The organism is Treponema sp. OMZ 840 (genome assembly GCF_050937815.1).
Taxonomy (GTDB): Bacteria; Spirochaetota; Spirochaetia; order Treponematales; family Treponemataceae; genus Treponema_C.
This window is the reverse complement of the sequence record NZ_JACDIJ010000006.1, coordinates 116,876-129,616: the sequence shown is the minus strand read 5'-3', so window position 1 is coordinate 129,616 and position 12,741 is coordinate 116,876. Positions and strand designations below refer to the sequence as shown.

At 44.8% G+C, this 12,741-nt stretch carries 10 protein-coding genes; 5 read left to right on the top strand and 5 right to left on the bottom strand.

Going from position 1 to position 12,741, the window contains the following annotated elements; translation table 11 throughout:
- Positions 1–10 precede the first annotated feature (10 nt).
- On the bottom strand, positions 11–1,087 hold the full coding sequence (locus tag H0R92_RS09500; protein WP_432963748.1) for a hypothetical protein: 1,077 nt from the start codon (positions 1,085–1,087) through the stop codon (positions 11–13).
- 366 nt (positions 1,088–1,453) lie between these two features.
- On the opposite strand from H0R92_RS09500, the gene H0R92_RS09495 reads away from it, so the two are divergent.
- Genes H0R92_RS09495 through H0R92_RS09485 form a run of 3 tightly spaced genes read left to right on the top strand, consistent with a single transcriptional unit; the run spans position 1,454 to position 6,618 of the window.
- Complete coding sequence (locus H0R92_RS09495) at positions 1,454–2,749, top strand: YncE family protein (protein WP_432963745.1); 1,296 nt, start codon at positions 1,454–1,456, stop codon at positions 2,747–2,749.
- Positions 2,750–2,791: 42 nt separating this feature from the next.
- Positions 2,792–5,548, top strand: coding sequence for an FG-GAP repeat domain-containing protein (locus H0R92_RS09490; RefSeq protein WP_432963742.1), 2,757 nt, complete (start codon positions 2,792–2,794; stop codon positions 5,546–5,548).
- Entirely contained in the window at positions 5,545–6,618 is a 1,074-nt protein-coding gene (locus H0R92_RS09485) for a hypothetical protein (RefSeq protein WP_432963740.1), read from the top strand. Before H0R92_RS09490 ends, H0R92_RS09485 begins: the two co-directional genes overlap by 4 nt.
- Position 6,619: 1 nt before the next feature.
- Here H0R92_RS09485 and H0R92_RS09480 read toward each other — a convergent pair whose 3' ends face one another.
- Together H0R92_RS09480 and H0R92_RS09475 are read right to left on the bottom strand one after the other, a co-directional pair.
- The gene (locus H0R92_RS09480; protein ID WP_432963737.1) at positions 6,620–7,363 is read right to left on the bottom strand and encodes a hypothetical protein; all 744 of its coding nucleotides are present in this window, start codon (positions 7,361–7,363) and stop codon (positions 6,620–6,622) included.
- A gap of 207 nt (positions 7,364–7,570) precedes the next feature.
- Positions 7,571–8,371 carry an SH3 domain-containing protein gene (locus H0R92_RS09475; protein ID WP_432963734.1) on the bottom strand — a complete coding sequence of 267 codons (801 nt, stop codon included), beginning with the start codon at positions 8,369–8,371 and terminating at the stop codon, positions 7,571–7,573.
- 243 nt (positions 8,372–8,614) lie between these two features.
- Between H0R92_RS09475 and H0R92_RS09470 the strand changes: the two genes are divergently transcribed.
- Positions 8,615–9,610 (top strand): carbohydrate kinase family protein, encoded by a 996-nt coding sequence (locus H0R92_RS09470; protein WP_432963731.1) that lies wholly within the window; start codon positions 8,615–8,617, stop codon positions 9,608–9,610.
- 22 nt (positions 9,611–9,632) lie between these two features.
- Here H0R92_RS09470 and H0R92_RS09465 read toward each other — a convergent pair whose 3' ends face one another.
- Both H0R92_RS09465 and H0R92_RS09460 read right to left on the bottom strand, forming a co-directional pair.
- Positions 9,633–11,063 carry a lyase family protein gene (locus tag H0R92_RS09465; protein ID WP_432963728.1) on the bottom strand — a complete coding sequence of 477 codons (1,431 nt, stop codon included), beginning with the start codon at positions 11,061–11,063 and terminating at the stop codon, positions 9,633–9,635.
- 4 nt (positions 11,064–11,067) lie between these two features.
- Complete coding sequence (locus H0R92_RS09460) at positions 11,068–11,349, bottom strand: FliG C-terminal domain-containing protein (protein ID WP_432963725.1); 282 nt, start codon at positions 11,347–11,349, stop codon at positions 11,068–11,070.
- Between the two features lie 114 nt (positions 11,350–11,463).
- Here H0R92_RS09460 and prs point away from each other — a divergent pair, with 114 nt between their 5' ends.
- The gene (gene prs, locus H0R92_RS09455) at positions 11,464–12,696 is read left to right on the top strand and encodes a ribose-phosphate diphosphokinase (RefSeq protein ID WP_432963722.1); all 1,233 of its coding nucleotides are present in this window, start codon (positions 11,464–11,466) and stop codon (positions 12,694–12,696) included.
- Positions 12,697–12,741: the final 45 nt, after the last annotated feature.

Genomic DNA, 12,741 nt, shown 5'->3' with positions numbered 1-12,741 from the left:
GATTGTATGCTTATTCCCATGCTACAGCAATGCCGTATGCTTCGCTGTCGGCGTCGGGAAGGACGGTTATGTCGGCATCGGAGGCAGAAGAAATGGCGGAAGTGAACTTCCAATAGGCGGCTTTTTTAACACCGCTTTCTTGAATATAGCCTGCCGCATAGATGTCGTTTCCGAAAGCGTAGAGGGCATTCACCGTGCCGTCCTTGGAGCTTAAAGGTATGGCTGTAAAGGAGCTGTCCGTTCCCTTCCAAATACAGGGCTTGCCTCTGTTCCGTCCGCCTATAAAGACAAAGCCGTCTTTTGTGCATGCGGCGTTTGCTTCGGAGCCGTCGGTTTCAAGTTCCGTTTCCGTTATAGTTGCGCTTGTGCCCGTACCCGTAACCTTCCATACCGCAGCATTTCTTGCCGCATTCCGTCCTGCAGCGTAGGCGGCGCCGTCTAAAAAGCATACCGCCTTGGGCCATACATCCTCTCCCGTAGCCAGCACCGTTTCGGTTACGGTGCCGTCAAATGTTTTGCTTATTGTCCACAAGGCACCTTTTTTTTGGTCAACGACGCTGTTGTATATTTGTCCTACGGCATAAAAGGCGGAAGGAGAGGCGCACAAGCCGTAAGCTCTCGAACCTTCCTCCGTTCCCGTGCTTGTATGCAGGTGGGCAATGCGCACTTGCGTTTTGTCCGTTATGTCGGCAACGGAGGCTTCCCACACTTCGTCTTTTTTCAGCTTTCCCGCTATGTAGAGGGAGGAGCCTTCGGTTAAAATTGCATGTGCGGCGGTCCATCGTTCGGGGCTTTGCCAGTACGGGGTGTTTCCTTCCCATACAATGGCGGTTGACACCCCTGTTTCGCCGTAGTCCCCTGCACTGTAGGCTTTTCCGTCTTTAAGGGTAAGGGAACATGCATATCCTTCAGCCATTTCCGAGTCCATAGGCAGTTCGTACTTGGTGTTGCCTTTCCAATAACAGGGCTTTTCATTCCCGCCTGTTCCTATGGTGCCTGCAAGATGGACGGCGTGCTGAAGAACGTGAAATAGCTTTCTCCGAAGGTATTGATAGGGGTGCTTACCAAACCAAAATTGAAACGGCAAAGATATTAAAACAGCTCGGTGATTCTACTGCAAAAATAGTACAAGCCACGGGCTTAAGCAAAGAAGAAATCGAGGCTTTATAAGAATCAATATGTTACCGGCAGAATATGATTACGAAACGGATATAGCGGTACAAAGACAAAAAGCCGGTAGAATAGCCTTTGCCGGATGCCTTGGGCAAGGAGCTTCCGACAACTCTTACCAAAAAGCTTCAACTTAATTCACCCATTCTTTAATACTCAATTCATAATTCCTCATTAAGCATTAAACATTCCTAATTTCCGCCCGGTTGTTTTGGGTGTCTACCGTTTCTCTACAAAAGAGAGCGGCGTTGACAAAAGAGCCTGCTTTTCGGACAATAAAAGCATGAAACTGAAGGATGTGCGTTTTTGTGTACGTGTGCTGTACCTTTTTATATGCATAACTTTTTGCCTGTCTTTGTACGCGCAAACCGTATTCGACTTAACCGTTCAGCCCTTTTCGGGAACGGATTTTTTTGCGGACGGCGTAAAAATACAGCCTGAGGTTTTGGAAACGGACAAAAGCATTGCCCGTGTACGATTCCGCTTTGATACGCCGCCTGCAAAGCTTGATATAAAACACGAGGGTTTCCGCCCGGTCAGTATCGAAGGCACCTCTCTTTTACAAAAAAGCGGCTTTGCCTTTTTGTCGCGCGAAAATTCGCAATACGATGTTGAAGCGGTTTTTCAAACCGGAAGCAAGCCCAAAAGTCTTCGTTTTATAAACGACAAACTGGTTGCCGCAGCCCTTTTGGAAGCCGACGGTGTCGATATAATCGATATACAAACAGGCAACGTTAGACGTATAAAGCCTCCCGAACAATATGCCCGGCAACAGGGCTTTGTGGAAACGCTGGTACTGCCGCAGCAAAACGAACTGTGGGTATCGCAAATGAGTTCGGCGTGCGTCCACGTATTCGATTTAGCCGGCTTCGCTTATAAGCGCTCCATACAAAGCTCGGGTGCGTGGAGTAAGGTGATGGCATACAATCAGGCAAACAACCGTGTCTATGTAAGCAATTGGGTCAGCCGCGATATAAGCGTTATAAATCCGCTGTCCTATACGGAGGAACGGAAGATTCCGGTTGCCGCCGTTCCGCGCGGTATGGCTTTTTCGCAGGACGGCTTGTATATGTATTGCGCACAATTCGAAGACGATTCGGGAAAATCCCGCTGCCGTCTTATTAAAAAAAATCTTAAAGACTTAAAAACCCTCACGGAAGCCGGAAGCAAAGGAGCAAAGCGCCATATCGCAGCCGATTACCGTACAAAACGGCTCTATGTGTCGGATATGTTTAACGCATGTATTGAAGTGTACTCGTTAGAGGACGACAGCCTTATCGCATCGATACGGGTTTTTAACAATCCCAACACCATTGCGCTTTCTCCCGACGGCAGACGTTTATATGTATCATGCCGCGGCCCCAATCATCCGGAAAAAGGCTACGAGCACAAGGGCTTGGTAACCGGCAGACTCGACATAATCGACACTCACCTCCTTACACGCATCGAAAGCATTGAAGCGGGAAATCAGCCGACCGGTCTTGACGTGTCAAGCGACGGTACCTTTATTGTCCTGTCCGACTTTTTGGACAACCGCGTCCGCTTGTTCCGGTTTTTAAAGCCCTTTGTTAAACCTTGACAGATAGGGCGTAACATTCTACACTGGATAAAAGGGGTTTTTATGAACAATGCGGTGATACAGCCGGGCAGGGATCCGGCGGCAAAACCGGCAAAAACCGGTAAAAAAACAAAAAAACACGGTTTTTTCCATATATTCATCGTTACACTGTTAATCATCGTCTTGATTATCGTGCTTCCGACTGCGGGATTTTTGGTATATTCCGCTTTCGACGGGGCGGACCCTGCCGAACATATTCCGCAGGATTTTTATGCGTATATAAATCTGCCCTCGGCCGGCGATTTTTTACAAAAAACCGTATCCGTACAAACACTTGACGCACTTTTAACCGGCGCAAACACCGAAAAACTACAGGGTACTCTGCGTTCTCTGCGCGCCTCCCCCGTTTTGTCGGCAAAGTGGTTCGACAAAGCCTCGAATTTCAGGCTGGATGCCGCCGTATATGCGGACGGAGCCTATCTTGTATGCGCCAAGCTCGGATTCAGATCCGCAGCCTCTCGGCTTTTGCCTTACATTTTACGGTACCGCCCCGATGTGTTTTCGTCGGTAAAAGAACTTTCCGCCGAAAACGAAAACGGCACTTTGTTTTGGACATACAAAATTGCGGACGGACAAAAAGCATATATCGGCTTTTACAAAGACCTTATGATTGTGTCGGCGGCAAAAGATTTATTTATGCAAGCGCTCGAAGCTCCGAAAGGGCAAGCGTCAAACGAAAAAGCCGTGCCGACACATGCAAAAAAAAGCGAAAGCGTAAAAGCGATTAAAAAGTTCATTAAAGAATCGAAGCGGGATGCGTTAAGCGTTTTAACCGACATGAATTATTTTACGTCTAATATCAAAGCCGACACGCTTTACGGAAAAATCATTTCGCGTTTGCATTTTCCCGAATACACGGCGGTAAATTTCAATTTGAATAAAAAAGAAATGTCGGTTTCGGGCAATTGTGCGTGGGACAGCGATTCGCAGGGATTAAAAATCATATTGCAAAACAAATCGGCGGTTCCCGGCATTTTAACGCGCCTTCCCGAATCTACCGACTATATTACCCTGCTAAAAATGGGAGAGCCTGCCTTTTTGTTTGAAAACGGCGCCGAACTTTTGGGCAAAAACATTATGAATGCATACGAAAATGCGGCAAACGGCATCCGGTTTTTGTTTCAAAAAGATATTCAAGAACTTTTATTTTCGTGGATGGGCGATGAAATCGGTATTGTCGGAACTGCAGACTCTGAAGAACCTATCTTTTTTGTTTCGCTTAAAGACGAAAAACAATGCCGCGACGTATTTACCCATATTTTTTCCCTCTTTTTTGTACACCGGGATGTATCGGCCGTAGTGAACGGTATACGCATTCCGCGCATAGAATTCCCCGACGTTATAAAAGCCCTTGTGCGTTCATTTAAAGTTGAACTTTCAACCCCCTTTTACCTTATTCAAGACGGGTACCTCTATCTTTCGCAAAGCGCCGAAGGCCTTGCAGCCTTTGCATCCGAAGTAAAAAGCGGTAAGCTTTTGGTAAAAACCGAAAATTGGAAAACAATTGCACGCTCGGTTTCTCCGGAAACGTCCGTATTTGCCTATTATACGCTCGACAGCCGCGTGCCGGCCTTTTTAAAGCACAATGCCGCTTTAAAATCCGTACTCAAGGATTACGGCAAAGGGGTTGTATCGGTAAAGCTCGATCCGGCGCAAAAACTCCGTTTTGAGTTGTACACGCAAAAAACCGTTTCGGCTTCGCGCGGAGAATTGGCCGCCTTCCCCTACGATTGCGGCGTAAAAGTGCAGTCGTATATATACAGCGGAAAAACGGCAAAAAACGTTCCCTATGCTTATTGGACTTCAGCCAACTCGGTATACGCGCTTAATTTGGCACAGCGCAGTGTACGCAGCATAAAGCTCGACGATACGGCGTATATAGGAGTTCACACCGAAAAAGGTATTGTAAAAGCGGTATGGGCGGTTTCTGCACGGGGAACCGTATATAAAACCGATTACGATTTAAATCCTTTTGAAGGTTTTCCCGTATTAACCGGAGAACGCTGTGCCTCATCGCCGACGATTATAAAGGGTACGCTTGCGGTACCGCTGGCCGATAAAAACGTTTTACTTTTTGTCGATTCTAAAGCACAGGTCCGCTATTCCGAGGAAATGAACGCAAAATTAAAACAGCCGCCCCTCGTATTTGAAAACACAATTGCGGCATTGCCGCGTTCTTTTGACAGCCTCATTTACCTGTTCGATACTGAAGGAAAAATACTGCCCGGTTATCCTGCCGAATCGCAGTCCATTTCGGCCGTACAACCCCTTTTGTACAAAGATGAGCAGTCAAAGCTTTGCATGGCGGTATTAACCGAAGACGGCGTATTTTCGCTTTTTCCGGCCGCACAAAGTGAAGAACGCGAAGCGCTTTCGGTTTCTCTTAACGCCGCGTCCAAGGTACAGCCCGTTTATTCTTCCGGCTTGCATATGTTTTTTGCCGCGGATGAAAACGGAACCCTGTACAAAATCGACACGCAATGCCGCATTGTCGATCAAATCGTATTAAAGCCCAAAACGGCACATAACCGCATTATAAGCTTGCTCGATTTTGACGGCGACGGTACCGACGAAGTTTTTGTATCCGGCGGCGGAAATGCGCTGTACGCGTATAACGCCCGGCTTATGCCGCTCGAAGGCTTTCCCGTTGCGGGAACGGGTATTCCGCATATGATTGATGTTGACGGCGACGGCTTTGCCGAATTGCTCACTTGCGGCATAGATAATACAATTCACGCTTATACCGGAGTACGACAATGAAAATACGACACATATACGCGGCGGCGCTCCTTTGCTTTTTACCTGTTTTTTTTACTTCATGTGCAACCGTACCCAGAAGCGATGTGTATGTACCGTCGGCAAAAGAAGACAACAGGGGGCGCATTGAAGATATAGAACGAAAACTCGTTTTGCAACACCGAAAAATCGTTCCTTCCGAAAACGCCGCCGTAAAAAAAGAACTGGACAGCCTTCTCGCTTCCCCTTCTTCGGACTCAAGTTATTTAGCGCGGCTCTACGCCCTGTATGCCGACTGGTATCTTTTAAATCGCGATAAAGCGGCGGCACGAAAAATGTTAAAAAGCGCGCAAAACTACAATGCGGACGACGAATATGCACTGCTTGTAAGCTCGCGTTTAATCGTAAAAAACGAAGAAAAACAAAGTTTTTTGGAAAACGCGGTAAAGCATAACCCCGATTTTTACCGTCTTAAAGGCGAGCTTGCTTCGCTTTATTTTTCGGCCGAAAACTATACCGCAGCCCTTGCCCTCTTCGATACCTCTCTCGATTTTTTACCGCCGGCGTATACGGAACTGTATGCCGAACAGCGCGAACGCGCGGCAAAATTGTATGAAGTCGATGCGGACACACATAAAGACAGTGCCCGTATTATCGAGCGCGATGAAATTCGTCTTTCCGATATGACCGCTTTAACGCAGGATAACAGCCACGCCCTCGACTTTATTACCGGCACGGAACGGCGCACGGTAAAGCTTCTTGCCGAGCAATTAAAAAAAGAAGGCTGGTACGCCCCCGACGCCGACCTCGGCGGAGGAAGCGCAAAGCGTAAAGACGCGGCCTTATTTTTATGGCACATGATTGCCGCCGGTGATTTTGCGCTTTTAAACCGCTACAGCACAAAATATATGCAGCGCGGCAAAAGCCCCTTGGAAGACGTGGAACTCGACCGGATATACTTCGACTCGATTTTAGGCGTTATCGAAGAAGACATTATACCCCTTATAGACGGCAGGCGCTTTAACCCCGAAGGAAGCGTAAGCGGTTTGGACTTTTATAATTGGCTGAAAAAAGCCGATCGTTTGCGCCGCTAGGTTAATAAGGGTAGTCTGCAACAGTGATATTTTTCAAATAATCCGGTCTATATTTTTCTTGTATATAATCGGACAATCCCGTGCGAGCTAAATATAAATACTGTAAATTAGGACATTTTGAAACTATGTTTCGTAAATCAGCCTCTGAAATCTCTGCGCCGGCTAAAGAAAGATTACTTAAATCCTTATATGCCACGTTAAAAAAATCAAGTACATTCTTACAATTAAAAAAATATAAAGTATGCAACTGAGAAGGCAAAACAATGTCTTTTGACTGTTCAAACGAACAATTTATAAAGGAAACTTCTCTCAGATTTGTTATATCCGTTAAGCCTTTAAATGAATGTATTACGGTATTCGTAAGAGCTATTGCAGGCATATCTGCATAAGCCGGATTAGAATAATCCAACCAATCATTATTAAAAAATAAACCGTCGAAATCCGTAATTTCCAGATCTTCTATATTCAAAGCCCATAGCTTTGGAAATTTTTCAATACCGTTAAATGAATTGAATTTATGTCCTTTTAACTTAATGTCTTGAATCTTCAAAGCCTGTTCTGCACCTACTAATTCATATAAAGTATTAAAATCTTCAAATTCGGTTACATTAATTTTCTCCAAATCTTCAGGTTGGATTCTAAAATCTGCAATTAACTTAAATTCATCTGCTTGTTTTACCGCTTCCTTTTTACTGCAAGCAGTTAAGGTCATACCCAGTAACATTAAAAATACAATCTTTTTCATGTTAATCTCCCGTTTTTTTTAGTATTAAAGTATAGTTTAAGTAATTGTTGTAGTATAAATTGGGATTATAAGTCATTCTGTTCCCATCGACTGATGTAATAGTATCATCAGATGTCCAAGTATTTCTATTTCCCAGTAGCATCTGCAATGTAGTTTGCGACACATAACTGTTTGTAAAAGAAAGAATATCATAACAAAGATTTTCTTTCACCCTTCGTTTTTCGGCGGCGGGTCGTCATCCGGTGTTACAAATTGATTTGTATATTCACTGCCGTCCTTTTCAAAAGCTCTTTTTAACATCTGTATATCTTCATCAAAAAAATAAATCTTTACAAAACCGCCGAACACCCAACCTTCAATTCCGTTTTCCAATCTGGTTTTATACCATGGAAATTGAAGATTTTCTATTGAATCTTTTTTATCGGTACAGTCAATAAGATAAATATCATCAAATTTATTAAGTTTTCCTATTATTTTTGTTTCAGGTTTTGTGTTCGGAGCTTCCCGCACGCGCAAATTATCGGTTATTACAAGCGCACGGCAGCTTGCTTGTTCCGGTACTACTTTTTTAGTTATTTCATCTTTTGTTTTATCTTTTATTCTTTCTTCAATCTGTTTTTTGGTGATTGGAAAGGTTTCTTTTTGGGGGTATTCATAGCCTCTAAAAGAAGGAGTCCCATACACATTGAATCCGCAGGTTACATATGAAACATACACAATATCTTTTTCTATTCTATGCGAATCATATTGAAAAAATATATACGACCGTCCAAAATTGCAAGTCCATTTACCGTATTCGTTTGCTACGGAACCGCCATACGAGCCGTTTTTATTCAACAAATGAAATGAAAATTCATTATTGTTTATTAAATCCTCCATAGATACAAAAAACTCGGAATCTTCTTGTACAGGAGAGAACTCTCCATCAATATTATAACTTTGTGTATTATTCTTTGTACAACTCATTAAAAATACATTCAACAGTATTAACGCTATTATTTTTTTCACTTTATTTTCTCCTTATTATTTGAATTGGTCGTAAAAGCTTGTCGGATCATACACTGTTCTCCAAGAACCATTATACATAGAACCGGTTTTATAATTATTTCCCATACAGATATCAATCGTATATCCTAAAGTCCGTATCGTCAAGTAAAAGTAAACCGATTTAACAAGCTTTGTTCCGGAGCTTTTCCATAATCTTCCTTGACACAGCGAGGGTAAAGCCTTACACTGAATGAAGGAGGAAGAATGCACGCAAAAAATATCGACGTTTCCGCATTAGGAGAGTTGCTTATCGATTTTACACCGAGCGGCATAAGCGAACAGGGCAACCGGCTTATGGAAGTGAATCCCGGCGGAGCGCCGGCAAATCTTCTTGCAATGTTAAACAAACTCGGACATTCAACCTCGTTTATCGGCAAGGTCGGAGACGATATGTTCGGCCGCCTTTTAAAAAGCGTCCTTGAAGATTTGAAAATCGGAACGGAAAACCTCATTGTAAGCAAAACCGACAATACCACCCTCGCCTTTGTGCACATAAAAGACGACGGAGACCGCGATTTTTCGTTTTACCGCAAAAACGGCGCCGACGTCCGGCTTTCGAGCGGAGAAGTAAGCGAGGATATACTTTCGCGCACCCGCATTTTTCACTACGGCTCCCTTTCCATGACGGCCGAACCCGCAGCTTCGGCAACCGAATATGCAATTGCATGCGCAAAAAACTACGGCGCCCTGTGTTCTTTCGATCCCAATTTACGTGTCCCCCTGTGGGACAATCTTGCACACGCAAAAGAGCGCATCAAATACGGCTTATCGCAATGCGATATTTTAAAAATCGCCGAAGAAGAGCTTGAATTTATAACCGGCTGCAAGGACATTACAGAAGGAGTGTGCTCTTTGCGCTCGTCGTACAATATTCCGCTTATCGGGGTAACCTGCGGCAAAAAGGGCGCCTCACTGTTTTATGCGGATGAAAACTGTACGGACGGCTTAGGCTTACATGAAAGCCTTCCGACTTTCAAAAAGGTAAAGACAATAGACACTACCGGAGCGGGCGACACCTTCGCCGCCTGCATTTTGCACGATGTTCTGGTACACGGTTTTACGGATTTTACAAAAGAACGCCTGCACTCCATGCTCCTTTTTGCAAACGCCGCAGCTTCCCTTGTAACCGAAAAAAAAGGAGCGCTGCGCGTTATGCCCGGCGAAAAGGACATACAAGCGCTTATTGCAAAGGGTTTGTAATTTTTTTAAACCCTGCCTTTTTTTATCTGTCCTGTTCCGCAATTTTGCGGTATTTTGCTGCCAATGAGCGCGCTTTTTCGGCTGCAAGGCCGCGGTAGCGTTCGGGGTGCTCAAAAAAGGATGCGGCGTCTTTTATGCCCAGCTTTTCGGCTTGTGCCCGTATGCGCTCAAAAACGTCTTCCCGCTTTTGCAGGGCTTCAAAAAAGCTTATACCGGAATGTTCCGCATCAAGGGTAATTTTACGTATAACTTCGTGGGCATCCGAAACGCCGCTTTCGGCAAGCAAAAGATAGGCGGGTTCCGCAAGAATGCCGCCTTTTACCTTACCGCCTGCCGCATTTAAATTGCGCATCATGCCTTCGGCGTCGGCGTTAAGACCTGCAACAATGCTTTTCATACGTTCCGCGGCGAGGGTAAAGCCCGTTAAATAGTCGGCGACAAAGCGCTGGCTTGCGGAGTTTGTCAAATCTCTTTGGTGCTCGGAAATCTGGTCCATAAAAAAAGTCATAACGCGCGGCGCAAAAGCCTTCCATAAGGATTTTACGTGTTCGCTGTTCCAGGGGTTGCGCTTTTGCGGCATCGTAGAAGAACCTACCTGATCGGCGCTGAAATACTCGAATACTTCGCCTATTTCGCTGCGCTGCAAATTGCGTAAATCGTCGGCAAGGTTTGCCAAAATGCCGAAAGCGACATTACATTCAAGCAAAAGACGCAGTAAATATTCGGGTTCGACAAGCTGGGTTGAATGCTCGGAAGGCTCAAGCCCCACATAGCCCAAATACAAACGTTCAAGTTCTTCAGGGTCTTTTACGAGCATGGACGTGCCGTTGTAAGCGCCGACCGGGCCTGCAAGTTTTCCGCGTAAATTTTTCGACAAGCGCTCTATTTCGATAATCGATTTTCCTAAACGGCTTACATATTCGGCTATGGCAAAACCGAAGGTGATGGGAACGGCATGCTGGCCGTGGGTGCGCCCCGTTTGCGGCACTTCGGCATCGCGCTCGGCTATGTCGCATAAATGAGCTTCCAAATCGCGCAGTACGGGTAAGATAACCTGCTGCACGCAGTCGCGTATACGCATTGAAAGGGCCGTGTCCAAAATATCGACGCTGGTTGCGCCCAAGTGCACAAGGGGGGCGGTTTCGCCCGGAACCAGCGTTTTAAGTACGTTTACAAGGGCGCGTATATTGTGCTTAGTTTTTTCTTCTTCGGCATAAACGCGCGCAGGGTCAATCGTCCATGCAACCGTATCGAGTTTTTTTTCGGTTTCGCTGTCAAGTTTGCCGCGCATTTTAAGGTGAGCCTTTATAAGGGCGGTTTCGGCCTTCGCACAGGAAATAACGGCCGCCTGCTCGGAAATAAACGAAGATAAATCGTCAAACACCTTCGCTTCGGAAAGCGAATAGCGGTGATCCAAGGGAGAAATGTTTAAAAAAATACTGCGTGATTCCATAATGTTATAGTCTCTCTTTTCCTGCTTGTAAAAAGCGGAGATATGTTTGTAAAATATGTTTTTGTGCTTGTTCTACTTGAATAAGAGGAACTGTGCTTATTCTCATCCTTTCATCGGTAAGCGCGGCCGCGTCCTCTTTCGGCATAAGGCCTTCAATAAACTCATTCATTTGCGGGGATGCGCCTTTCAGCGCAAGCACCGTATCCCGTATGGAAAATTCAGCTATTGTCTTTTGTACAACGGCTGTATCCGCCGTAAGTAAATCTTCAAACGAGCGTGGCACCATATTATCCTCCGCATACTGAATTTATTACAGTATAACATATACGAGCAGTATTGACTATACAAAAAGTAAAAAGCGTGATATAACTAACTCAGGTACATATAGAAAGAGGATGCCATGCCCTATTGCGACCCTACAAATCTTGCCGTTATTGCCTGCCCCGGCGGACAGGTTTTTGCGGACGCCGTTATTGCACATTTACGGCATATTTATAAACATCGATTTAATTTAAAACTTGACGGTATTTTAAAGCGTTATACAAAAGATAAAGATGCGCTTATAAAAGACATCAATTATTTTAACGATTTAAAAACATCAGATCTGTGCGTACGCGGAAATGTAGATGCCTACCGCCCTCCCGTTTTTAAAACCGAAACCGAATTTACCTATTTTATGAACGGCGAGTTTAAAACCGAAATAAAAAGCTGCATCCGCGGAAAAGACGTGTATATTTTTCAGGATGTGGAAAATCATCAGGTTTTAAGCTTAAACGGCGGTAAAAACCGATGTTCGCTTTCGGTAAACGACCACATTATGTCTATGCTGGTTACGATTGACGCGGTGCGCCAAGCCGGAGCCGCAAAAATCACCCTTGTCGTGCCCGTTTATCCGTACAGCCGCCAGCACAAAAAAAAGGGAAGAGAAGGCTTGACGGCCAGTCTTTTAGGCCATATTTACGAAAACATGGGCGTAAACCGTATTATTACGCTTGATATACATTCGCGCGAAATAGAAAACGCTTTTTCACGCATCAATTTGGAAAACCTGCACGCAAGCTATCAAATTATTCGCGAACTTACGAAGCTGGTCGATTTGACGGGTAACACGGAAGATATCGTTATTGTCGCTCCCGATACCGGAGCGGTTGACCGCAATAAATTTTATTCGACGGGCTTGCAAAAACCCCTTGCAATGATTTATAAAGAGCGCGATTATTCAATCGTTACACAAAATGCAAAAGATACGAATATAAAATCGATAAAACTGCTCGGAGATGTTCACGGTAAGGTTGCCTTTTTAGCCGACGATATGCTCGGAACCGGCGGTACTCTTTTAAAAGCGATGGAATTTCTTAAAGAACAGGGAGCGACAAAGGTTATCGCGGCAATCAGTCTGCCCTTTTTTACGGGTAATGCGATTGAATTGTTCAACGAAGCCTACGAAAAGGGGCATTTTTACCGCATAATCGGTACAAATGCGGTATATCACGAAGAGCTTTTAAAATGCGAATGGTATATCAATACCGATGTAAGCGGTTTGTTTGCAAATATTATCGCGCGCCTCCATCACAACCAATCTTTAAGCCATCTTTTGGACAACCGGAATATTATCGAAAAACTGGTTAAGTAAAAATCGCAAAAAACCGCAGGTACATTTTTACAAGGGGGAGGAAAA

Bases quoted from the DNA above. Each gene is read 5' to 3' on its own strand.
- H0R92_RS09495 (WP_432963745.1), top strand. From the start codon at position 1,454: ATGAAACTGAAGGATGTGCGTTTTTGTGTACGTGTGCTGTACCTTTTT.
- H0R92_RS09490 (WP_432963742.1), top strand. From the start codon at position 2,792: ATGAACAATGCGGTGATACAGCCGGGCAGGGATCCGGCGGCAAAACCG.
- H0R92_RS09485 (WP_432963740.1), top strand. From the start codon at position 5,545: ATGAAAATACGACACATATACGCGGCGGCGCTCCTTTGCTTTTTACCT.
- H0R92_RS09480 (WP_432963737.1), bottom strand. From the start codon at position 7,363: ATGAAAAAGATTGTATTTTTAATGTTACTGGGTATGACCTTAACTGCT.
- H0R92_RS09470 (WP_432963731.1), top strand. From the start codon at position 8,615: ATGCACGCAAAAAATATCGACGTTTCCGCATTAGGAGAGTTGCTTATC.
- H0R92_RS09465 (WP_432963728.1), bottom strand. From the start codon at position 11,063: ATGGAATCACGCAGTATTTTTTTAAACATTTCTCCCTTGGATCACCGC.
- H0R92_RS09460 (WP_432963725.1), bottom strand. From the start codon at position 11,349: ATGGTGCCACGCTCGTTTGAAGATTTACTTACGGCGGATACAGCCGTT.
- prs (WP_432963722.1), top strand. From the start codon at position 11,464: ATGCCCTATTGCGACCCTACAAATCTTGCCGTTATTGCCTGCCCCGGC.